Here is a 22888-nt window from a genome sequence, read left to right on the forward strand (position 1 = left end):
TTAGATCTGAACCTTAGCTTTAAGCATAATCATAGAATTATCATAACCCAACGTTCTAATGACTTCCTGATTGTCGTTGGGACCGATATAAAACGAGTCAGTATCCTTATTCGAATTTAATGTATCTATCTGATATTTAATCTCAAAATTAACCGACGGCGTGTAGTCATAGCTCATGGTGACGCTAAACACGCCATCTTTATCATGCCGATCCTTGTTCTGTTTTTTATAGTCTTCCGAAGTGAATGAGTAGTCCAATAAAGTAGAAAAACGAGTACCTAACCAGAAATGCTGGTAAGAAAGGCCATACTGGGTCACTAAAATATATCCCCCAACTTCCGATGGGTCTTTAATGCTTTGCGCAGAATGGGCCGTGAAAACAGACTGCTGTAACGGCTTCCACTCCGCTTTTATGTCCCAGTTTAGACCATTAAAATCATGCGAGTTTGCGTTGTTTTCAAATGTTTTATACAGCCATGAAATATTCATGTCGACATTGGTTTTCCCCGTCAACTGCGACTTCAGGCCATACAGCAAATAATACTCATTAGTGTCTTTATCTGAGTTGTTATCATAGCGACGCTGGTTAGTAATAAAGCTATAGCGAAAGCGCGTTCTGGATGAGTATTGGTCAAAAACTTCCGCTATCAGGCTATTTTCATGCCATTCCTGTTCCTGAATATAATTGTAGAAGTCCTCACTGCTGTCCCGAACATCAGAGGTGTTACCGAAAGTCAGTTTTTTGTATAACAATGCCAGTTCCGCTTTGCCGCGACCATCAGGCGCACCGTAGCTGTAACGCAATTCACTATTGATAAAATTCGTCGTCAGCGGAGATTTAATCCCATACTGCTCAAACTGACTCGGTAGAAAACCCTCGGTGATATCACGGCCGCGGGATTCATGCCCAAGCGAATCCTCCAGATTGAGGGTTAAGCCATGCATGAGCCCATAACGCCAGGCACCGTTAAAACGGAAAAAATGATCGTTGTAGTTATCAGCAGAATCGCTTGAGTAGTTACGATAATCCCCAGAGTACATCAGCAAATACTTATCCTGACCACGCTCTCCAATCATACTCAGAACGGGCGCAGCACTCTGAAACGAGGAACCGATAGCATCGCTGCTATGTGGCTGATAAGACACGTTATCATTATAACCATAGTCCACAGCGACCTTGCCCTGGAAGTCTATCCCCGCAAAGCCAATGTGTGATTTCGGTGTTAAATCAGCCCATGCGGACTGCGATATCACGATTCCGGTAATAACGAGTAATTTAGTATGCATTCTTACCGACAAATCCTTTGAAAATAGTTTTAATAATAATTTTTATATCCAGCCATAACGACCAGTTTTGAATGTACTCAATATCGTACTGAACCCTTTTTTCCATCTTATAAAGCGCATCGATTTCCCCACGGAACCCGTTGATCTGCGCAAGCCCAGTGATCCCTGGCTTAACTTTATGGCGAATCATGTAATTTTCGACCTGTTTGCGGTACTGCTCATTATGCGTAACCGCATGAGGTCTGGGACCGACAATCGACATACTTCCCTGCAAAACATTAATAAATTGCGGAAGTTCATCCAGCGAAGTGCGGCGCAAAAAGCTCCCGAATTTGGTTACCCGTGGATCGTTTTTAGTGGCCTGAATAACCGTATCGGAATTCTCCATGACGCGCATAGAACGAAACTTCCAGACCTTAATTTTTTGCCCGCTCAAGCCATAGCGGTCCTGTTTGAAAAAAACAGGCCCACGGGACGTGAGTTTGATACCAATGGCAATCGCCAGCATCAGGGAGGAAATCATCACCATAATGACGCTGCCAAGAACCAAATCTTCCGCCCGCTTAATAAACGAGCCAGCCCCCTCAAAAGGTGAACTAAAGATACCGATAGTTTGCAGATTGTGGATGGATCGTAACTTGGACATGTTGTTACTGTAGGTATAAAAGTCAGGGACAATATAGGTATCTACGGTGGTGTCTGACATCATGGCCAAAAAGTGACGAATGCGATGTAAAGCAACCATCGGTAAAGCAATATAGATTTCGTCTATGTTTCCCTTCTTGGCTTCCTCGACCAGATTGATAACCGGACCACGAAAGGGACTTTTAACCTTATCAACGACATCGCCACAACGAGATAAGGCGCGCTCATCATAAAAGGCCAGATCTAATGTGATATTGGCGTATTCATTCATTAGCGCGGTTTCTGCGGCCAGACCATTGTCGGTCAGACCAATAATCCCCACCCGTATACTCTTTTTCGTTGAATACTTAAAAATAAAAAAACGAATGTAGTAAAGAAAAGGTAATGGAATGAAGTACCAGTAAATAATGGCTGAATAAAAAGGGGAAGGCAGTCTGTCTAAGTAGCCCAGTGACTCAGGTTCAGCCACCGTCATACTGACCAGTTCGTTAAAAAAAATCGCCAGCAGCGTACAAAAAACCAAGCGCTTTTGATTACGTAAACCGATCGTCTTAATCTTTTGCTGGTACATTTTAATGTATTCAGCAAACAGCAAGAAAAAGATGGAGAAGAGAAGACTCAAAATGGCAATGGTGTTAAAGGGCACCAAACCCAGCAAATGGGCGCTAAAAATTAACGTCACATTGATAACAATGAAATCGACCAGTTTTAAAAAGACTGGATATCCCTGGCTGCTAATCTTTAGCGATTTTTTAAGCATATCTCAGCCCATTATTTATTGATCTTTAATTGTTTTTTTCTCATTTCATGTTGCTAATTATATCACAAGTCTAAAAAACGCAATGGCACATTGTCAGTAAATGTAAAAAATAATACTCATTACTGTGACAACCCTCTCCAGTGAAATCGTATCTATATGATTTTAATGCAGTTTATATCAATAGAAGTTTTATCTACCTCAGCAAAAAAGATAACCTTTAACAACATTATCGCTATTGACAGATAACATCTCATGGTCTATGAAAGAGTGTTTTATGTATGATAAATTGCACAAAAGTATTGTTTCAGTGACGTTGAATCACTTTAGCGTTACTGTTTAATACAGTAATTAAAATAAAAACAGCTGCCTTAAGACAACATTTCAAATGATATTAATAATACAATTAATTACTTTTTATTATAATTAAACAACAAATATCATCACCATGAATACCTCATACGGTAACGCTTAAAAAGCGTACCTGAACCCTCAGCCCACCTAATGTCTCACTACGCGTTAGCTGAGGATGCGTGCGATGCAGGCGAGCAATATCATTGACCAGCGCCAGGCCGATCCCGGCGCCTGGGACATTGCCTACGTTATCAAGACGATGAAACGGTAGCAGAGCCTGATGAACCATCTGCTCATCTATGCCCGGTCCGCTATCTTCGACCACCAGCACCACGGCCTCTCCTTCTCGTTGCAGTCGGGCGGTCACCATCCCCTGTGACGGCGTGTATTTCAGTGCGTTATCCAGCAGATTCCCACACAGTTCACCGAGCAGCACTTCATCTCCCTCGACCCACACCGCGTCCTGTTCCCCTTCATAGCCCAGATCGATCCCTTTACTACGCGACTGCGCCAGTCGGGTAAAACAGCTGCTTTGCACCACCTCATACAGATTAACCGGCGAGAAATGCCTTTCCCCCTGCTCCTTGCGCTTCACCGCAGACAACTGCAACAGCCTCTCCGTCAGTTGAATGGTATTATCGAGCGTGCTACTCATGGCTTGTAAACTCTCATACCATTGCCGCGGTTCGGCGCTGGCGAGAGCCACCGATGCCTGAGTTTTCAGTACCGCCAACGGCGTTTTGAGCTGATGGGAAGCATCCGCGCTGAAGCGCTCCTGACGAGAGATCAGACCGCGAAGTCGGTCCAGATAACGGTTGAAAGCCACAATCAGCAGACGGGTTTCCGACCATGGCAGCAGTTCCGGCAGCGGTGTCAGCAAGCCTGGCTCACGACGCACCATCAGCGATGACAGCTGGCGCATCGGGCGCAGCACCCGGCGCAGCAGCCAGCCAACCAGCACCAGCGTCAGCAGCACCAGTAGCCCTTGCGAAACCCACGAGGAAAACAGCAGCTGTCGCGCCAGATAGCGCCGCGATTGCAGCGTTTCGGCAACATAAATCTCCGCCATGCCGACAATGCCGCCTTCGTTGACGGGCTGCAGCAGACGCGCCACACGGATTGCCTCACCGCGATATTCAGTGTGATAAAACCATGCCAGCGCCGGATAAAGCCGCGTGCGCGAGGTAGCTGGCGGCATAGCCGGTAAATCGTCATAACCAGAGATAACCTTCCCCGCCGGATCAACCACTTTGTAGTACAGTCGGTCATTCATATTCAATTCAAAGCTGTCCAGCACCACCCATGGCACGTTCACTTCCAGCTGTTTATTGCGCACCACCAGCCGCTCGGAAACGGTCCTGGCGGATGAAAGGAGCGTGCGGTCATACGCCTGGGTCGCCGCCTGTAGCGCACTGACATAGCTGTTAAATGCCGACAGACCCCACAGCAACATTAGCGGCAAGCCCAGAAACATCAGCAGTTGCAGGTACAACGATTGGGGTTTAACCCACTTCATCGCTACGCTCCAGCACATAGCCCAGACCGCGCAGCGTAGCAATACGCACATCGCTTCCCTGTAGCTTTTTGCGCAAACGATGGATATACAGCTCAATGCTTTCGGGACTAACCTCATCACTCAGGCTGAAGACCTGCTCAAACAACTGCTGACGTGAAACCGGCCGCAACCGACGGTACATCAGCACCGTCAACAGCGCCTGTTCACGTGGCGTGAGCGCCAACGGCTGCCCCTGCAACAGAAAATAGCCTTCATCGTGAAACGCCAGCTCCCCCAGTTGCTGTATGCCTTGCACCTGTCCCGCACTGCGACGCAGCAAGGCCCGCAGCCGGGCATCCAGTTCTTCGATTTCAAACGGCTTTGCCAGATAATCATCGGCTCCGACGTTCAACCCTTTCACCCTATCGGCCACCGCGCTACGCGCCGTCAGCAGCAGGACAGGAAGCGTCTGCCCGCGTTTGCGCAGCCGCTGAACGACTTCCAGACCATCCAGCCCCGGCATATTGATGTCCAGCACCGCCAGCGCATACGTTTCGCTATGTAAAAGATGGTCGGCTGCCAGGCCATCAAACACGCAGTCAACGGCAAAACCGTTTTGCACCAGCGCTTTCTCCAGCCAGTGAGCTAACTCACGGTTATCTTCCGCTAATAAGAGACGCATATCACATCCTGTAAAGTTTCTGCCGCATTGAAAGGGAATTGAAAGGTTAATGTTTTAACAATCACGCAACCGAACTGCTACACATCGGCTCACATAATCACAAAAATCTTCTTCCGTACCCGAAAATCCGGTTTTCCGGCGTGAGGATAAACAATGAAAAAACAGTTACTTCGTACCCTTACTGCAAGCATTTTATTGATGAGTACCTCTGTACTGGCGGAACAAGCGCCATCGCGCACTGAATGTATCGCCCCTGCTAAACCCGGCGGCGGTTTCGATCTCACCTGTAAGTTGATTCAGGTGAGCATGATGGAAACCGGCGCTATCGAAAAACCGATGCGCGTCACCTACATGCCCGGTGGCGTTGGTGCCGTGGCCTATAACGCGATCGTCGCTCAACGCCCGGCTGAAGCGGGAACCGTAGTGGCCTTCTCCGGCGGCTCACTGCTGAACCTGTCACAGGGCAAGTTTGGTCGCTACGGCGTGGATGATGTCCGCTGGCTGGCAAGTGTGGGTACCGACTACGGCATGATTGCCGTGCGCCAGGACTCACCGTGGAAAACGCTGAAAGATCTGCTGACGGCAATGGAAAAAGACCCTAACAGCGTGGTCATTGGTGCAGGTGCCTCTATCGGTAGCCAGGACTGGATGAAGTCGGCGCTGCTGGCGCAAAAAGCCAATGTCGATCCACACAAGATGCGCTATGTGGCCTTTGAAGGCGGTGGCGAGCCGGTTACCGCACTGATGGGCAATCACGTGCAGGTGGTTTCCGGCGATCTCAGTGAGATGGTGCCTTACCTCAGCGGCGACAAAATCCGCGTGCTCGCGGTGTTCTCTGATGAACGCCTGCCGGGACAGTTAGCCAACGTGCCAACCGCCAAAGAGCAGGGTTATGACCTCGTGTGGCCTATCATTCGTGGCTTCTACGTTGGGCCAAAAGTCAGCGACGCCGAGTATCAGTGGTGGGTTGATGCCTTTAACAAACTCCAGCAGACCGATGAGTTTAAAAAGCAGCGCGATCTGCGCGGCCTGTTTGAATTCAACATGAGTGGCAAACAGCTCGACGACTACGTGAAAAAGCAGGTCACGGATTATCGTGAGCAGGCGAAAGCCTTCGGTCTGGCGAAGTAAACGCAGAGGCAAAGATGATGAGCGATCGTATTTTCGCAGGTATCTGGCTGTTGCTCTGCATAGCCGGGCTGTTCGTGGCCTGGCAAATCAGCAGCGAATACAGCTATGAACCCGTAGGGCCGCGTCCCTTCCCGCTTGGCATTATCGGTCTGATGTTGGTCTGTGCCGTGGCGCTGCTGTTGCGCCATCCGGACACCATCAGTTGGCCCCGTCGCCACGTGCTGCAAAAGCTGCTGACGATGGTCATTGTTCTGTTGATGTACGCCTGGGGTTTTGAGTGGCTCGGTTTTCCCATCGCCACCGCCATTCTCACCGTGGTGATTGGCATGCTGTTCGGTGCAACCATCCCGGCTGCGGGTATTTCCGGCGCGGTGCTCGGCATTCTGCTGTGGTATGCCTTTGACCGACTGCTTGACGTCACCTTACCACTCGGCGCCTGGCTGGGTTAACGGAGAAACGATGGATACCTGGATTTATCTTTCTCAGGGTTTCGCGGTGGCAATGACACCGGAAAACCTGGTCATCGCCTTGATAGGCTGTTTTGTCGGCACCATTGTGGGTTTGCTGCCCGGCCTTGGACCGATCAACGGCGTGGCGATCCTGCTGCCGCTGGCCTTTGCTTTGCATCTGCCCGCAGAATCCGCGCTGATCCTGCTGGCTACAGTCTACATAGGCTGTGAATATGGCGGGCGCATCTCCTCCATCCTGTTGAATGTTCCCGGCGATGCGGCGGCGATTATGACCGCGCTGGATGGTTACCCTATGGCGCAGCAAGGACGCGGTGGCGTGGCGCTCTCTATCTCGGCGGTCAGCTCTTTCTTTGGTTCGCTTATCGCCATCGGCGGCATCATTCTGTTTGCCCCGGCGTTAGCCCAATGGTCGCTGGCCTTCGGTCCAGCGGAATACTTTGCCTTAATGGTTTTCGCCATTGCCTGTCTCGGCAGCATGATGGCGCAAAATCCGCTGAAATCATTTCTGGCAGCGCTTATCGGTCTCGGACTTGCGACCGTCGGCGTAGACGCCAACACCGGGGTTTATCGCTTTACTTTTGACAGTGTCCATCTCTCTGACGGTGTGCAGTTTATCGTGGTGGTGATTGGGCTGTTCTCTGTCTCTGAAATATTGTTAATGCTGGAACATACCAGCAGTGGCCAGACGCTGGTGCGTAAAACGGGCCGCATGTTGTTCAACGCCAAAGAAGGCGCACAGTGCGTAGGGGCCACCCTGCGTTCATCAGTGATTGGCTTTTTCGTCGGCGTTCTGCCTGGCGCTGGCGCCACCATTGCCAGTGCCATCACCTACATGACCGAGAAAAAGCTCAGCGGCAACAGCGACAGCTTTGGCAAGGGGGATATTCGCGGCGTTGCGGCGCCAGAAGCCGCCAACAACGCCTCGGCCTGCGGCTCTTTTATTCCGATGCTGACGCTCGGCGTGCCGGGCTCCGGTACCACGGCGGTGATGATGGGCGCGCTAACGCTGTACAACATCACCCCGGGTCCAGCCATGTTTACCGAGCAGCCGGATATCGTTTGGGGGCTGATTGCAGCGCTGCTGATTGCTAACGTAATGCTGCTGGTGATGAACATTCCACTGATCGGTCTGTTTACCCGCATGCTGACCATCCCGCTGTGGTTTTTGGTACCGGCTATCGCGGCAGTTTCCGCGGTTGGCGTGTACGCCGTTCACAGCACCACCTTCGATTTGGTATTGATGGTCGCCCTCGGCGTGCTGGGCTACATCCTGCGTAAAATGCACTTCCCAATGTCGCCATTGATTCTGGGCTTCGTTCTCGGGGAAATGCTGGAGCAGAACCTGCGCCGGGCGTTGTCTATCAGTAACGGCAGTATGGATATTCTGTGGGCCAGCGGCGTGGCGAAAGTGCTGCTGGTGATGGCGGTACTGGTTATCGTGGTCCCGCCGGTGCTGCGCATGATCCGTAAACGCAACAGCAAACCGCAGGTGGATATCGGCTAACAAATTGCCGGATGGCGGCGCTATTGCGCCCTATCCGGCCTACAATTTGGCTCGGTTGTAGGCCGGATAAGCGCAACGTCATCCGGCATTTTCATCTTCAGCGCAAACTTCGCGTTCCTTCCAGCAGGTGCTCAACAAACCGTGTCAGCTTAGGCAACGGACGCAAATCCTGTCGCCACAGCAAATGAATTGGCCGCGGCTGCGGCGTAAACCCTTCCAGGATCCGAATCAATTTCCCCGTAGCCAGTTCTTGCGCCAGCAGCACCTCAGGTTGCAATAACAGCCCAGCCCCCGCTACTGCCGCCATACGCAGGCCATGACCATCGTTACAGCGCAGGATCGCATCGCGCTTCCATCTGACCTCCCCCGTCACGCCAGGCAGTATCCACTCGTTGCGAGCCGTCCACACGGTATGGGACAGGCACAGATGATCCACCAGATCCGCGGGCGTCCGGGGGGTGCCATGGCGGGCAAGATAATCTGGCGAAGCACAAATTGCCATACGGTAGGGACACAGGTATTTCGCCACCACGTCTGTCTGATGGATATCGCCAATGCGGATCGCCAGATCGACACCTTCATTCACCAGATCAACCATCCGGTTGGTGAGATCCAGTTCAATACGCACCTCTGGCCAGGTCTGTAAAAACGCAGCGGCCAGCGGCGAGATCACGCAAGCGCCAAAAGAAGTGGGCGCGCTAATGCGCAGCGTCCCCGCAGGTGCCAGCCGCAGACGTTCTACTGAACGTTCGGCTATCGATACCTGCTCCAGCACACGACGGGCTTCTTCAAAATAGACACGTCCGGCATCGGTCAGACTCTGGCGGCGCGTATTGCGCTCCAGCAAACGCGTGCCGAGCTGCGCTTCCAGTTGGGTGATATATTTTCCCACCATCACCGCAGACATCTCGAGCCTCGTCGCCGCAGAAGTAAAGCTCCCACTCTCCACCACGGCGACAAACGTTTCCATGCCGCGCAGTTTATCCATATTACAAACCCCTGGTTAGTAATCATCTAACTTTTAGCCAGTTTATCTGATTTCATTTTCATTAAAGAATAGCGGCTCACACTATTGCGGAGGTGGTTATGAAAATCGTCATTATTGGTGCCAGTGGTACAGTGGGTCGCGCAGTTACAGAAGCATTGAGCCGTAAACATGAGGTGGTCCGCGTGGGTCGCACTCAGGGGGATTACCAGGTCGATATCACCTCGCAGGAGAGTGTCGAGGCCTTGTTTGAAAAAGTCGGTCGGGTAGATGCGATCGTTTCCGCCACCGGTAATCTGTTCTTTGGGCCGCTGTCGACAATGACCGACCAGGACTTTAATCAGGGGCTTCAGGATAAGCTATTAGGCCAGATACGCCTGGCATTAACCGGGCAGCATTTTCTGAATGCTGGCGGATCGATAACGTTAATTAGCGGCATTATCGCCCACGAGCCCATCGCACAGGGGACAAACGCCGCAACGATTAATGCCGGGCTGGAAGGATTTGTTCGCGCCGCGGCCTGTGAACTAGGCCATGGTCAACGCATTAACCTGATAAGTCCGACCGTGCTGAGTGAATCCGCCGAAGCTTACGACAGTTTCTTCCCGGGCTTTGAAAGCGTGCCCGCCACCACCGTCGCCAACGCCTACCGCCGCAGTGTGGAAGGCATCCAAACCGGGCGTATTTATAAAGTCGGTTACTGACTTTGCCGCTGCCGTTGACTCATCACCAACGGCAGCGTGATTAACCCACTGTTTTAAAATACTTTATCTTTTCCCTCGCATTAACCCACACCCTTCATAATGTTAAATAATTGTTGCTTTTGATCACAAATAATAAACAAACAAGTTCATTCTGTGCGCGTTTTTCAAAAATGTAGATATTTTTAATTTATGGCTATGAAACGAGCTGCGCCATATCTCCCTGACAATCTACTGAGAGGAACGATTTGATGAACGCACTGACTGCCGTAAAACCGAACGCTGAAGATCCAGCCCAGCACTACAGCGGTTTCACGCTGAAACCGTCAGCCCAATCCCCACGCCTGCTGGAGCTGACTTTTTCTGCTGAGACCACTGAGCAATTTCTGCAGGCCGTCGCGCAGTGGCCGGTTCAGGCGCTGGAATACAAATCCTTCTTGCGCTTCAAAGTGGGCAAAATCCTCGACGACCTGTGCGGCAATCAGTTACAGCCCCTGCTGCTGAAAACCCTGCTCGATCGTGCCGAAGGCGCACTGCTAATCAATGCCGTTAGCGTAGACGACGTGGCGCAGGCGGAAGAGATGGTCAAGCTGGCAACGGCGGTAGCGCACCTCATCGGACGCTCTAATTTTGATGCGATGAGCGGTCAATATTACGCTCGTTTTGTGGTGAAAAACGTCGATAACTCAGACAGCTATCTGCGCCAGCCTCACCGAGTGATGGAATTGCACAACGACGGAACCTACCTCGAAGAAATCACCGATTACGTGCTGATGATGAAGATCGACGAGCAGAACATGACCGGCGGTAACTCGCTGCTACTGCACCTCGACGACTGGGAGCATCTGGAGCAGTACTTTACCCATCCTCTGGCGCGTCGCGCCATGCGCTTTGCCGCACCGCCAAGCAAAAACGTCAGTCAGGAAGTGTTCCATCCGGTATTTGACGTTGACCAGCAGGGCCGCCCGGTAATGCGCTACATCGACCAGTTCGTCCAGCCAAAAGACTATGAAGAAGGCGTCTGGCTGAGTGACCTGTCCGATGCGCTGGAAACCAGCAAGAGCATTATTTCCGTTCCGGTTTCAGTAGGTAAATTCCTGCTGATCAACAACCTGTTCTGGCTGCACGGGCGCGATCGTTTCACTTCGCATCCGGACTTGCGCCGCGAACTGATGCGCCAGCGTGGTTATTTTGCGTACGCGACAAACCACTACCAGACCCATCAGTAAGCGCGAAGGAAAAGCGGATGTATGATTTTGTGATTATTGGCGGCGGCATTATCGGCATGTCGACCGCCATGCAATTGATTGATGTCTATCCGGACGCCAAAATCGCGCTACTGGAAAAAGAGCCCGGCCCGGCCTGCCACCAGACGGGCCATAACAGCGGCGTCATTCACGCCGGGGTCTATTACACCCCCGGCAGCCTGAAGGCTCAGTTTTGCCTGGCCGGAAATCGCGCCACAAAAGCCTTTTGCGACCAAAACGGTATCCGCTACGACGTCTGCGGAAAAATGCTGGTTGCCACCTCCGCTCTGGAAATGGAGCGCATGCGCGCGCTTTGGGATCGCACCGCTGCTAACGGTCTGGAGCGCGAATGGCTGAATGCGCAGGAACTTCGCGAGCGTGAACCCAATATCACCGGACTGGGCGGCATTTTTGTCCCGTCGAGCGGGATTGTCAGCTACCGCGAAGTCACCGCCGCGATGGCGAAGATTTTCCAGGCCAAAGGCGGGGAGATTATTTACAACGCCGAGGTCAGCGCGCTGAAAGAGCATGCTGCGGGCGTGATTGTCCGTACCCGTCAGGGCCAGGAATATGAAGGCGCGACGCTGATTAGCTGTTCTGGCCTGATGGCGGACCGACTGGTAAAAATGCTCGGCGTTGAACCTGGCTTTATCATCTGTCCGTTCCGGGGCGAATATTTCCGCCTGGCGCCAGAACATAATCAGATAGTTAACCATTTGATCTACCCCATCCCCGACCCGGCGATGCCGTTTCTCGGCGTTCATCTGACCCGGATGATTGACGGCAGCGTCACCGTCGGCCCCAACGCGGTACTGGCATTTAAACGTGAAGGCTACCGTAAACGTGACTTCTCGCTCAGCGATACGCTGGAGATCCTCGGCTCTTCTGGTATTCGCCGCGTGCTGCAAAACAACCTGCGCTCAGGGCTTGGTGAAATGAAGAATTCGCTGTGCAAAAGCGGTTATCTGCGGCTGGTACAAAAGTACTGCCCGAGCCTGACGCTCAAGGATCTGCAACCGTGGCCTGCGGGCGTACGGGCACAGGCGGTATCACCTGATGGCAAGCTTATCGACGATTTTCTGTTTGTCACCACGCCGCGCTCAATTCACACCTGTAACGCCCCTTCTCCGGCGGCAACGTCGGCGATCCCTATCGGCGCACATATTGTCAGCAAAGTTCATGCGCTGCTGGAGAACCAGAGTAATCCCGGACGCACGCTGCGTGCGGCACGTAGCGTGGAGACATTACACGCCGCATTTACCCGTTAAACCGATTAAGACAGGAAGCAATCATGCAACTTAACGATCCAACCTTATTTCGCCAGCAGGCACTGATCGACGGCAACTGGCGTGACGCCAACAGCGGCGAGACCATCGCGGTAACCAATCCCGCCAACGGTCAGCAATTGGGTAGCGTACCTAAAATGGGGGCAGATGAAACCCGCGAAGCGATTAACGCCGCTAACCGCGCTCTGCCGGCCTGGCGTGCGCTGACCGCCAAAGAGCGAGCCAATATCCTGCGCCGCTGGTTCAACCTGATGATTGAGCATCAGGACGATCTCGCCCACCTGATGACCCTGGAACAGGGTAAACCGCTGGCGGAGGCCAAAGGCGAAATCACCTATGCCGCCTCATTTATTGAGTGGTTTGCCGAAGAGGGCAAACGCATCTATGGCGATACGATCCCTGGTCATCAGGCCGATAAGCGTCTGCTCGTCATCAAGCAGCCGATCGGCGTTACCGCCGCGATTACGCCGTGGAACTTCCCCTCAGCGATGATCACCCGTAAAGCCGGTCCGGCGCTGGCAGCTGGCTGTACGATGGTGCTTAAACCCGCCAGCCAGACCCCTTACTCCGCACTGGCGCTGGCAGAACTGGCTAATCGCGCCGGGATCCCGGCAGGCGTTTTCAGCGTAGTGACCGGTTCTGCAAGCGAGGTTGGTAACGAGCTGACCGGCAACCCGCTGGTGCGCAAGCTGTCATTTACCGGCTCGACCGAAATCGGCCGTCAGTTAATGCAGCAGTGCGCCAAAGACATCAAAAAAGTATCGCTGGAGCTGGGCGGCAATGCGCCGTTTATCGTCTTTGACGATGCCGATCTTGATAAAGCCGTGGAGGGCGCGCTGGCATCGAAGTTCCGTAACGCTGGTCAAACCTGCGTCTGCGCCAACCGCCTGTACGTGCAGGACGGCGTGTATGAGCGCTTTGCTGAAAAACTCCAGCAGGCGGTGAGCAAGCTGCATCTCGGCGATGGTCTGCAACCTGACGTCACCACCGGACCGCTGATCGACGAGAAAGCGGTTGCCAAAGTGCAGGAACACATCGCCGATGCTCTGGATAAAGGCGCACGCATTATCGCGGGCGGCAAGCCTCACGCGCTGGGCGGTAACTTCTTCCAGCCCACCATCCTGGTGGATGTGCCAGATAACGCGAAGGTCGCCAAAGAAGAAACGTTCGGACCGCTGGCTCCGCTGTTTCGTTTTAAAGACGAAGCTGACGTCATCGCTCAGGCCAACGACACTGAGTTTGGTCTGGCCGCCTATTTCTACGCCCGTGATTTAAGCCGCGTCTTCCGCGTTGGCGAAGCGCTGGAGTACGGCATCGTCGGGATTAACACCGGCATTATCTCCAACGAAGTCGCCCCGTTTGGGGGGATAAAAGCCTCCGGTCTTGGCCGTGAAGGATCGAAATACGGCATCGAAGACTACTTAGAAATCAAATATATGTGCATCGGCCTTTAATAAAACAAATACTGGAGAATACCTGATGAGCACCAACAAAGAACTAATGCAACGTCGCAGCAACGCCGTTCCCCGTGGCGTAGGCCAGATCCACCCTATTTTTGCCGAGCGGGCAGAAAACTGTCGGGTTTGGGACGTTGAAGGCCGTGAATTCCTCGACTTTGCTGGCGGTATTGCGGTGCTGAACACCGGTCACCTGCATCCGCAGATCGTCTCTGCGGTAGAAGCGCAGTTGAAAAAGCTGTCTCATACCTGTTTCCAGGTGCTGGCCTATGAGCCGTACCTGGAGCTGTGTGAAATCATGAATAAGAAAGTGCCGGGTGATTTCGCCAAGAAAACCCTGCTGGTGACCACCGGCTCTGAAGCGGTGGAAAACGCGGTGAAAATCGCCCGCGCCGCCACCAAGCGTACGGGGACTATCGCCTTTAGCGGCGCTTACCACGGTCGTACCCACTACACCCTGTCACTGACCGGGAAAGTCAATCCGTACTCCGCCGGAATGGGGCTGATGCCGGGCCACGTGTATCGTGCGCTTTATCCTTGCCCGCTGCACGGCATCAGTGAAGATGATGCTATCGCCAGCATTCACCGCATTTTCAAAAACGATGCCGCGCCAGAAGACGTCGCCGCCATCGTGATTGAACCCGTTCAGGGCGAAGGCGGTTTTTACGCGGCCTCTCCTTCCTTTATGCAACGGCTGCGCGCCATTTGTGACGAACACGGGATCATGCTGATTGCCGATGAAGTACAGAGCGGTGCGGGTCGCACCGGTACGCTGTTTGCCATGGAGCAGATGGGCGTTGCACCCGATCTCACCACCTTCGCCAAATCCATCGCCGGAGGCTTCCCGCTGGCGGGCGTGACCGGACGCGCCGAAGTCATGGACGCAATCCCACCGGGCGGTCTGGGCGGCACCTATGCCGGTAACCCAATTGCCTGTGCCGCCGCGCTGGCGGTACTGAACATTTTTGAACAGGAAAATCTGCTGCAAAAAGCCAACGAGCTGGGGCAAACCCTGCGCGAAGGCCTGCTGGCTATCGCGGAAACCCATCGCGAGATTGGCGACGTACGCGGACTGGGCGCGATGATTGCTATCGAACTGTTCGAAAACGGCGATCGCACGAAACCAGACGCCAAACTGACTGCGGAAGTGGTGGCGCGTGCACGCGAGAAAGGACTGATCCTGCTCTCCTGCGGACCTTACTACAACGTGCTGCGCATTCTTGTCCCGCTGACCATTGAAGATGCGCAAATCCGCCAGGGGCTGGACATTATCGCCCAGTGTTTTGCCGAGGCAAAGCAGGGTTAAACCCCCGAATAAAAACGGGAAATTGTAGGCCGGATAAAGCGCAAGCGCTGCCATCCGGCAATGTTGTGATGCCCGGTGGCGCTACGCTTACCGGGCCTACGGGTAAGGTGCAGGAAGCGACGTCAATAACAATAACGAGGTTTAAAGATGGGGCAAGTGTCACAATCACATGATTTAGGGGGCGGGCTGAAATCACGCCACGTCACCATGCTGTCTATTGCCGGGGTAATCGGCGCAAGTCTGTTCGTCGGTTCAAGTGTGGCGATTGCAGAAGCCGGTCCCGCAGTATTATTAGCCTATCTGTTCGCCGGATTGCTGGTGGTGATGATTATGCGCATGCTGGCCGAAATGGCCGTTGCCACCCCGGATACCGGTTCTTTTTCCACTTACGCCGATAAGGCCATCGGGCCGTGGGCAGGTTATACCATCGGCTGGTTGTACTGGTGGTTCTGGGTGTTAGTTATCCCTCTGGAAGCGAATATTGCCGCCATCATTCTGCACTCCTGGGTACCGGGCATTCCTATCTGGCTGTTTTCTCTGGTTATCACGCTGGCGTTAACCGGCAGTAACTTGCTGAGCGTTAAAAATTACGGTGAATTCGAGTTCTGGCTGGCGCTGTGCAAAGTGGTTGCCATTCTGGCGTTTATTACCCTCGGTGCGGCGGCGATTAGCGGTTTCTACCCTTATGCCGAAGTTAGCGGAGTTTCACGCCTGTGGGATCAGGGCGGCTTTATGCCCAACGGTTTTGGCGCCGTGATCAGCGCGATGTTAATCACCATGTTCTCCTTTATGGGCGCGGAGATAGTTACCATCGCCGCCGCCGAATCCGATACCCCGGATAAACATATCGTTCGCGCCACCAACTCGGTTATCTGGCGTATCTCTATCTTCTATCTGTGCTCTATTTTTGTGGTGGTGGCGCTGATCCCGTGGAATATGCCGGGCCTGAAAGAAGTCGGTTCTTACCGCTCGGTGCTGGAGCTACTGCATATCCCGCACGCGAAATTGATCATGGACTGCGTCATTTTACTGTCGGTGACCAGCTGTCTTAACTCCGCGCTGTATACGTCATCGCGTATGCTCTACTCCCTGAGCCGCCGTGGCGATGCCCCCGCCTTTATGGGTAAAACGAACCGCAGCAAAACGCCTTATGTGGCGGTGTTACTGTCGACAGGTGCCGCGTTCCTCACCGTCATCGTCAATTATTACGCCCCGGCCAAGGTATTTAAATTCCTGATCGACAGCTCCGGTGCCATCGCGCTGCTGGTGTATCTGGTCATTGCCGTTTCTCAACTGCGGATGCGCAAAATCCTGCTGGCGCGAGGCGGTGAAATTAAACTGAAAATGTGGCTCTATCCGTGGCTAACCTGGCTGGTCATCGCGTTTATTATCTTTGTGCTGGTGGTCATGCTGTTTCGCCCGGCACAACAGCTGGAAGTTATCTCTACCGGGTTGTTAGCCATAGGAATTATTTGCACCGTGCCCATTATGTCACGCTGGAAAAAACTGCTATCGTGGCAAAAAGCACCATTGCAAAATACGCATTAAACCTGTTCCCGGCGCAGGCCGGGAAATCCTTTCAGGAGTATGACCATGACCGCCATTCCCCAACCGACGGCCATTGATGGATACCGCTGGCTGAAGAACGACATCATCCGCGGTGTGTATCAGCCTGATGAAAAACTGCGTATGAGCCTGCTAACCTCACGCTATGAGCTAGGTGTGGGACCGCTGCGCGAAGCGCTTTCGCAGTTAGTTGCCGAGCGGTTAGTGACGGTGGTTAATCAGAAAGGGTATCGTGTCGCCCCGATGTCAGAGCAGGAGTTGCTCGATATTTTCGATGCCCGCGCCAATATGGAAGCCATGCTGGTCGCGCTGGCCATTGAACGCGGCGACGACGCCTGGGAAGCTGAAATTCTGGCGCGCGCACATATGCTCAGTAAGCTTGAGGCCATTGACGCCAGCGAACAGATGCTCGACGAGTGGGATCAGCGACATCAGGCGTTTCACTCGGCGATTGTCGCCGGCTGTGGTTCACAATATCTGCTGCAAATGCGCGAACGGCTATTCTCTCTGGCGGCACGCTACCGGTTTATCTGGCTGCGTAAAACGGTACTGTCGGTTGAAATGCTGGAAGACAAACACGATCAGCACAAAACGCTGACCGAAGCGATTCTGGCACGTGATGCCGCGCGCGCCAGCGAATTAATGCGCCAGCACCTGCTGACGCCGATTCCGATAATTCAACAGGCTATGTCCGGTAAATTGCTGACGCAATAAGCCTGAATAATATTACTGTTCCGGAATACGTAAAACCTGCCCAGGATAGATTTTATCCGGGCTTTTCAGCATTGGTTTATTCGCTTCAAATATCTGGTTATACAGGTTGGCATTACCGTAAACCTGTTTGGCAATAGCGCTCAGGGTATCCCCAGATTTCACGGTATAAAACTGGCTTTCGCTCGCGGGTGCAGAGGTTTTAACCTGATCGTCTACGCTGGCGATACCGGAGATATTACCAATCGCGATCAGAATTTTTTCTTTTGCTTCCTGACTTAATCCCTCACCAGAAACAGTGGCTTTGCCTTCGTTAATTTGCACGTCCACTTTATCCGCATCAGGGATGCCGGTTTTGTTCAGGTGTTCCTGCACTTTTTTTGCCAGATCGGCTGTGTCATGGTTTCCAGTGACCGCATCCCACAGTTTTTCACCTGCATCTTTTACAAAATTGAAGAGTCCCATATCCACCTCGGTAATTAACAATCAACACCCAAAAGTGTAGCAGAGGAGAAAGGGGCACAAAGAAAACGGCGCCAAAGCGCCGTAGTAGAAAGGAATTAGTTACGCGTCTGTATCCAGAAGGCATGGATCAAACCAGGAATGTAGCCCAGCAGCGTCAGAACGATATTGAGGATAAATGCCCAGCCGAATCCCTTCCCCAGCAGCACGCCAAGCGGGGGCAGAATAATAGTAAAAACGATTCTCCAGAAACCCATACACACTCCCTACAAGCAAAAGTTAATCATTGTTTAAAAAGAGATTTTATCTCTAAGAGTAGCCATTCTACCCAACTCTGCCAGCATTCCGCGGCTGTTTTACCCTCCTTTACGCTCTTTACGCTGGCGTACGTTGGTTACTTATTTTAGAATACGCTTAATTTAGATCATGCTTAAATACATATGACTGAACTTGAACAACTCCAGGCCAGCGCTGAACAGGCTGCCGCCCTGCTAAAAGCGATGAGTAACCCGAAACGGTTGCTGATTTTGTGCATGCTCTGTGGTTCACCCGGTACCAGCGCGGGTGAGTTAGCCCGTGTTACCGGCCTTAGCCCTTCCGCCACATCCCAGCATCTGGCGCGTATGCGTGAAGAAGGTCTGATAGAAAGCCAGCGCGATGCTCAGCGCATCCTCTACTCCATTAAAAATGCGGCTGTGAATTCGTTGATCGCCACATTAAAAACACTGTATTGCCCATAAGGAGCCATCATGACTATTGGGATGATTTCCCCACGCGAGGCGCAGACACTGGTCGCGCAGGGTGCAAAACTGATTGATATCCGCGATGCTGACGAGTATCTGCACGAGCATATTCCTGAGGCACATCTGGCGCCATTACCCGCGCTTGAGCAGGGATCGCTGCCAGCGAATTTACGCGCCGAGCAGGTGATTTTTCACTGCCAGTCAGGCAAACGTACACAAAATGCGGCAACAAAACTGAGCGCCATCGCCGCACCCGCGCAGGTCTGGTTGCTGGAAGGTGGAATTGACGGCTGGAAAGCCGCAGGGTTGCCGGTGGCGAAAGACAGTTCACAACCGTTACCGCTGATGCGTCAGGTGCAGATAGCCGCAGGCAGCCTTGCACTACTCGGCGTTATTCTGGGCTATAGCGTTAGCAGCGCCTTCTTCCTGCTGAGCGGTTTTGTAGGCGCCGGGCTGATTCTCGCTGGCATGACCGGCTTTTGCGGTATGGCGCGATTACTGGACATCATGCCCTGGAACCGACGTACTCATTAAGCGGTAATCATTGAAACAGCACTGTACCCGCCGGTTGACGTGATCTATGGTGAGTTCTGCGATAAATGATAAATAAAGGAGCGCAACAATATGTTTAAACCTGGCGATCTGGTTCAACCGCGTATGGGCGGTCCAAAACTGAAGGTTGTTGAAGTCAATGACGATCAAATTGTGGCGGTACAAGCCAGTAATGAAAGCGGTGATAAATTTACGCTGAAAGCAGCTGATGTCACGCGATATACCGAAGAGGGTGATTTCGGCGTTTGCTGAAAATAAGCGGTGAGGATCTCCTCACCGCCTTCGCAATTAGATCAAAAAGTCATCAAGAGATTTACCGGCAGCCAGCGCCTGGGCAATTGGCTTCGGTGTGCGACCTTGTCCGGTCCATGTTTTCGTTTCACCATTGAGATCGATAAAACGATATTTCGCCGGGCGCGGTTGGCGTTTTTTAACTGAACGTGCCGTCGCAGGTGTTATGCTCAGCAGCTCCTCCGGGCTGATCCCGTCTGCCTGCATCTGCGCCAGCAAGGCATTAATTTTTGCCTGCTGTTCTGCACGTTGGCGCTGTAGCTGTTCTTCTTCATCACGCCGTTCTTTGGTCACTACCCTGAATTTTTCAAGCATATCTTCCAGTACATCAACGGAAAATTCACGAGCCATTGCACGCAGCGAGCGGATATTATTTAAGTTTTTTAACATTGAACTCATATTAACAAAACCTCTTTAACGTAAAACATAAAAACGGTATTACGCTAAATATTGTATGCAACTGATTATTATATTTCCAGTCTAATTTATTCGTTTATCATTAAACAAATAGCCAACTCTGATATTTATAGCATCCATTCTGCTATCGCCCAGACAATATATTCTATTACCCTGATTGCAGCTTTGAATATACCTGCAAGGTATCTCAGCGCGTCACTTAAGAAACAAGCCACAGCATCTCGTGGAACCAACGAGTATACATATTGCACATCAGTCAACATTCAGAAAAGGAGCGCAAAAAATCCAGAAAAACAAGCAACAATAACTCTTTGATCTAAAAAGACTTTAATTAACACAGCAACGAAAATACCAAAACGAACAAAAAACAAACCATTGCAGAGCATTTTATCGACAAAAAGACAATAAATAAAAATTTTCAGCTAGTTGCTAGTTATTATCCAGGCAGATATCCTATTAAAACGCGAAAGCAGCAAGACAAATCACTAGCAGTTAAGGTATTCAAAACCTTTTTTCCCCTTTTTACAAGGAGCATTAACATGTTCTCTCCGCAGTCACGCTTGCGTCATGCAGTAGCAGACACGTTCGCGATGGTTGTTTATTGTTCTGTCGTGAACATGTTGATCGAAATATTCCTATCTGGAATGAGCTTCGAACAGTCGCTGTATTCCAGATTAGTCGCTATCCCTGTCAACATACTGATCGCGTGGCCATACGGCATGTATCGTGATTTGTTCATGCGCGCGGCCCGTAAAGCCACGCAGGCAGGATGGGCAAAAAATCTGGCGGATGTGCTGGCTTATGTCACCTTCCAGTCGCCGGTGTATGTGATTATTCTGCTGACGGTTGGCGCAGACTGGCATCAGATTACAGCTGCAGTAAGTTCGAACATCGTGGTGTCAATGCTGATGGGCGCTGTCTATGGCTACTTTCTTGATTATTGCCGCCGCTTGTTTAAGGTCAGCAGCTATCATCAGGCTAAAGCCTGACACGCTTTTTCGCGACTGGCACTGCCAGTCGCGTTATTAGTTAGAATTAACGTCGCCAAACAGCCCGCTCAGATAACGTTCAAGCGCAATACGCGAGCTAAAGCCGTGCGGAATACCATAATGCTCATGAGTCTCTCCGGCTAAATACAGCGGGAATTGCTGGTAATGATCGCAAGTTTTAATATCCGTTGCCGGTTCCGCCAGCGAAGAGCTACGTTCTTTCAACGTGGGATGGATAATTAATGCGGTACGCCCCATGCGAGCTTCACGATTAACATACACATAATTTTCGCCACGCCGATAGCCGTACGTTTTCTGCGTCACTACATCAACGGTAAAGCCCACTTTTTCAAGTACGCGCGCCACCTCATCAGGTCGTAAATACATATTATTTTCCTCGTTATCTTTTACTGCGGGCTTACCTTACCTGATTCAGCATTAACAACGCTTTCAGAAAAGTCCATAAACGAGTGAACACGATGAGATGAATATCTTAAGAACCGTACAGATTTATGTCAGCGCCAACCTCAGTTGGTAGGCCGCCTGTTGCGCCATTTCCGCCGAGCTGATATTGGTAAATGACAGCAATATTCCACCCTTTCCTTCTGACGTTATTCGCCAGCGGCTTAGCGCCTGAACCGCTAACCCGGCCTGATTCGCTTTGCGCACCAGCGCAATATCATCTCCGTCTACACTCATCACCAGTTGAATCCCACCTTCCTGAGGAATGACGCTAAACCCTTGTTTAGTCAGGGCGTTTTCCATCCATTGTCGTCGTTCGGCATAATGCTGTCGCATACGTTTTAAGTGCCGCCAGAAGTGGCCATCTTGCATAAAATCTGCCAGCGTTTGCTGCCATAAAACCGGAACGCTACAGGCCGTTAGCGCCGCCTGCTGACGAAAATATTCGACCTGAGTCGGAGGCACCACCAGCCACGCCGTGCGCAAAGCCGGAAACATCGATTTACTGAACGTTCCGGCATAAATCACCCGCTGAGGCGCATCCAGACTTTTTAGCGGCGGTAACGGCTTACCGTGGTAACGAAATTCACTGTCATAGTCATCTTCGATTACCCACGCCTGCGCGCGAGTCGCCCACTCCAGCAACTGGTGGCGACGGTCCAAAGACAGTGCTACCCCCAGAGGACTTTGATGTGCGGGAGTGAGCAGTACAAAACGCGCCTGCGGGTAGTCACGGATCCCGGCGCTGACATCCAGACCATCGGCATCCACCGCTACCGGCATCAACTCAATGCGTTCCTGAGCCACCACGGGCCGGATCAGCGGAAAACCGGGATCTTCGACCCACATTCCCTCACCGGGATGCGCCAGAGCGCGCAGGATTAACGTCATTGATGCCGCATAGCCTGAAGTGATAAAAATCTGTTCTGGCTGGCATTCAATACTGCGTGAAACGCGCAGGTAATCAACAATTGCCTGGCGTAACACCCTTTCGCCACATACATCGCCCACCGCCAGATCAAAACGCGTTTGGGTGCGTAAACGCCGTCCCATCACCCGTGCCCAGACTTCACGCGGAAAAAGATCGAGTGCGGGTAATCCCATCTGAAAAGGTTGCGGTCTGGGATTTTCTCCGGCGAAGATGGCAGGCGATGCAGGCGCCCTTTCTGGTCGCAGTTGCTCACTGACAAACGTTCCTGCCTGCCCACGCCGCGCGAGCCAGCCCTGCGCCACCAGCTCTGCATAGGCATTTTCCACCGTCGAGCGTGATACTCCCAGCTCCTGGGCCCAGGTCCGGCTGGAGGGCAATCTGGTGCCAGGCGTGAGTTCGCCTTTCTCAATTGCGTTTTTTAACTGACGGGCGATTTGCTGATAACGTGGCATTTATG

Annotated in this window: 24 protein-coding genes; 14 read left to right on the forward strand and 10 right to left on the reverse strand. The window is 52.2% G+C overall.

The annotated features are described in order from the left end of the window. The 4 genes from OGY06_RS18560 to tctD form a co-directional block, all read right to left on the reverse strand. Positions 1-1287, reverse strand: coding sequence for an outer membrane beta-barrel protein (locus tag OGY06_RS18560; protein ID WP_125112809.1), 1287 nt, complete (start codon positions 1285-1287; stop codon positions 1-3). After that, complete coding sequence (locus OGY06_RS18565; RefSeq protein WP_286605867.1) at positions 1277-2692, reverse strand: undecaprenyl-phosphate glucose phosphotransferase; 1416 nt, start codon at positions 2690-2692, stop codon at positions 1277-1279. The genes OGY06_RS18560 and OGY06_RS18565 overlap by 11 nt, the downstream gene beginning before the upstream one ends. A gap of 454 nt (positions 2693-3146) precedes the next feature. Further along, positions 3147-4559 (reverse strand): sensor histidine kinase, encoded by a 1413-nt coding sequence (locus tag OGY06_RS18570; protein WP_286586748.1) that lies wholly within the window; start codon positions 4557-4559, stop codon positions 3147-3149. Beyond that, a complete protein-coding gene (gene tctD, locus OGY06_RS18575) occupies positions 4546-5220 on the reverse strand; it encodes a transcriptional regulator TctD (RefSeq protein WP_003826032.1) in 675 nt (224 codons plus the stop codon). The genes OGY06_RS18570 and tctD overlap by 14 nt, the downstream gene beginning before the upstream one ends. Positions 5221-5373: 153 nt before the next feature. Here tctD and OGY06_RS18580 point away from each other — a divergent pair, with 153 nt between their 5' ends. The 3 genes from OGY06_RS18580 to OGY06_RS18590 are packed head-to-tail and all read left to right on the forward strand — an operon-like array spanning position 5374 to position 8325. Then, on the forward strand, positions 5374-6351 hold the full coding sequence (locus OGY06_RS18580) for a Bug family tripartite tricarboxylate transporter substrate binding protein (RefSeq protein ID WP_003826029.1): 978 nt from the start codon (positions 5374-5376) through the stop codon (positions 6349-6351). A gap of 14 nt (positions 6352-6365) precedes the next feature. Next, a complete protein-coding gene (locus OGY06_RS18585) occupies positions 6366-6800 on the forward strand; it encodes a tripartite tricarboxylate transporter TctB family protein (RefSeq protein WP_100247225.1) in 435 nt (144 codons plus the stop codon). 10 nt (positions 6801-6810) lie between these two features. Continuing rightward, positions 6811-8325, forward strand: a complete 1515-nt coding sequence (locus tag OGY06_RS18590) for a tripartite tricarboxylate transporter permease (RefSeq protein WP_003826025.1) — start codon at positions 6811-6813, stop codon at positions 8323-8325. Between the two features lie 97 nt (positions 8326-8422). On the opposite strand, the gene OGY06_RS18595 is transcribed toward OGY06_RS18590, so the two are convergent. Further along, positions 8423-9313, reverse strand: a complete 891-nt coding sequence (locus OGY06_RS18595; protein ID WP_003826023.1) for a LysR substrate-binding domain-containing protein — start codon at positions 9311-9313, stop codon at positions 8423-8425. Between the two features lie 98 nt (positions 9314-9411). On the opposite strand from OGY06_RS18595, the gene OGY06_RS18600 reads away from it, so the two are divergent. The 7 genes from OGY06_RS18600 (at position 9412) to csiR (ending at position 17587) form a co-directional block, all read left to right on the forward strand. After that, complete coding sequence (locus tag OGY06_RS18600) at positions 9412-10014, forward strand: short chain dehydrogenase (protein ID WP_003826021.1); 603 nt, start codon at positions 9412-9414, stop codon at positions 10012-10014. A 248-nt stretch (positions 10015-10262) separates the two neighbouring features. Continuing rightward, positions 10263-11240 (forward strand): glutarate dioxygenase GlaH, encoded by a 978-nt coding sequence (glaH, locus tag OGY06_RS18605; RefSeq protein WP_286605868.1) that lies wholly within the window; start codon positions 10263-10265, stop codon positions 11238-11240. A gap of 17 nt (positions 11241-11257) precedes the next feature. Beyond that, a complete protein-coding gene (gene lhgD / locus OGY06_RS18610; protein WP_003826017.1) occupies positions 11258-12526 on the forward strand; it encodes an L-2-hydroxyglutarate dehydrogenase in 1269 nt (422 codons plus the stop codon). A 23-nt stretch (positions 12527-12549) separates the two neighbouring features. Next, positions 12550-13998: an NADP-dependent succinate-semialdehyde dehydrogenase gene (gabD, locus tag OGY06_RS18615; RefSeq protein WP_197385567.1), complete on the forward strand. Its 1449-nt coding sequence runs from the start codon at positions 12550-12552 to the stop codon at positions 13996-13998. A 25-nt stretch (positions 13999-14023) separates the two neighbouring features. Next, entirely contained in the window at positions 14024-15307 is a 1284-nt protein-coding gene (gene gabT / locus OGY06_RS18620) for a 4-aminobutyrate--2-oxoglutarate transaminase (protein WP_063940988.1), read from the forward strand. 147 nt (positions 15308-15454) lie between these two features. After that, entirely contained in the window at positions 15455-16855 is a 1401-nt protein-coding gene (gabP, locus tag OGY06_RS18625) for a GABA permease (RefSeq protein WP_032944690.1), read from the forward strand. Positions 16856-16900: 45 nt separating this feature from the next. Further along, on the forward strand, positions 16901-17587 hold the full coding sequence (csiR, locus tag OGY06_RS18630; protein WP_020996289.1) for a DNA-binding transcriptional regulator CsiR: 687 nt from the start codon (positions 16901-16903) through the stop codon (positions 17585-17587). A gap of 12 nt (positions 17588-17599) precedes the next feature. On the opposite strand, the gene lysM is transcribed toward csiR, so the two are convergent. Both lysM and OGY06_RS18640 read right to left on the reverse strand, forming a co-directional pair. After that, on the reverse strand, positions 17600-18049 hold the full coding sequence (lysM, locus tag OGY06_RS18635) for a peptidoglycan-binding protein LysM (RefSeq protein ID WP_063940987.1): 450 nt from the start codon (positions 18047-18049) through the stop codon (positions 17600-17602). Positions 18050-18144: 95 nt separating this feature from the next. Further along, a complete protein-coding gene (locus tag OGY06_RS18640) occupies positions 18145-18303 on the reverse strand; it encodes a YqaE/Pmp3 family membrane protein (RefSeq protein ID WP_003037242.1) in 159 nt (52 codons plus the stop codon). 183 nt (positions 18304-18486) lie between these two features. Between OGY06_RS18640 and OGY06_RS18645 the strand changes: the two genes are divergently transcribed. From OGY06_RS18645 to OGY06_RS18655, 3 genes are all read left to right on the forward strand, one after another. Then, complete coding sequence (locus OGY06_RS18645; RefSeq protein WP_003037247.1) at positions 18487-18786, forward strand: ArsR/SmtB family transcription factor; 300 nt, start codon at positions 18487-18489, stop codon at positions 18784-18786. A 9-nt stretch (positions 18787-18795) separates the two neighbouring features. Next, positions 18796-19323 carry a rhodanese family protein gene (locus OGY06_RS18650; protein ID WP_003826001.1) on the forward strand — a complete coding sequence of 176 codons (528 nt, stop codon included), beginning with the start codon at positions 18796-18798 and terminating at the stop codon, positions 19321-19323. A gap of 90 nt (positions 19324-19413) precedes the next feature. Further along, positions 19414-19593, forward strand: coding sequence for a GDFGVC terminal motif YodC-like protein (locus tag OGY06_RS18655; RefSeq protein ID WP_003825999.1), 180 nt, complete (start codon positions 19414-19416; stop codon positions 19591-19593). A 36-nt stretch (positions 19594-19629) separates the two neighbouring features. On the opposite strand, the gene stpA is transcribed toward OGY06_RS18655, so the two are convergent. Next, the gene (gene stpA, locus OGY06_RS18660) at positions 19630-20031 is read right to left on the reverse strand and encodes a DNA-binding protein StpA (protein ID WP_008785604.1); all 402 of its coding nucleotides are present in this window, start codon (positions 20029-20031) and stop codon (positions 19630-19632) included. 557 nt (positions 20032-20588) lie between these two features. Here stpA and alaE point away from each other — a divergent pair. Next, the gene (gene alaE / locus OGY06_RS18665) at positions 20589-21038 is read left to right on the forward strand and encodes an L-alanine exporter AlaE (protein ID WP_003037259.1); all 450 of its coding nucleotides are present in this window, start codon (positions 20589-20591) and stop codon (positions 21036-21038) included. A 36-nt stretch (positions 21039-21074) separates the two neighbouring features. On the opposite strand, the gene OGY06_RS18670 is transcribed toward alaE, so the two are convergent. Beyond that, a complete protein-coding gene (locus tag OGY06_RS18670; RefSeq protein ID WP_003037262.1) occupies positions 21075-21425 on the reverse strand; it encodes a DUF2002 family protein in 351 nt (116 codons plus the stop codon). A 123-nt stretch (positions 21426-21548) separates the two neighbouring features. Then, a complete protein-coding gene (gene pdxR / locus OGY06_RS18675) occupies positions 21549-22883 on the reverse strand; it encodes a MocR-like pyridoxine biosynthesis transcription factor PdxR (RefSeq protein WP_003825993.1) in 1335 nt (444 codons plus the stop codon). Between the last annotated feature and the right edge of the window lie 5 nt (positions 22884-22888).

Origin of the sequence: Citrobacter sp. Cpo147 (genome assembly GCF_030332405.1) — a bacterium.
GTDB classification, from domain to species: Bacteria; Pseudomonadota; Gammaproteobacteria; order Enterobacterales; family Enterobacteriaceae; genus Citrobacter; species Citrobacter portucalensis.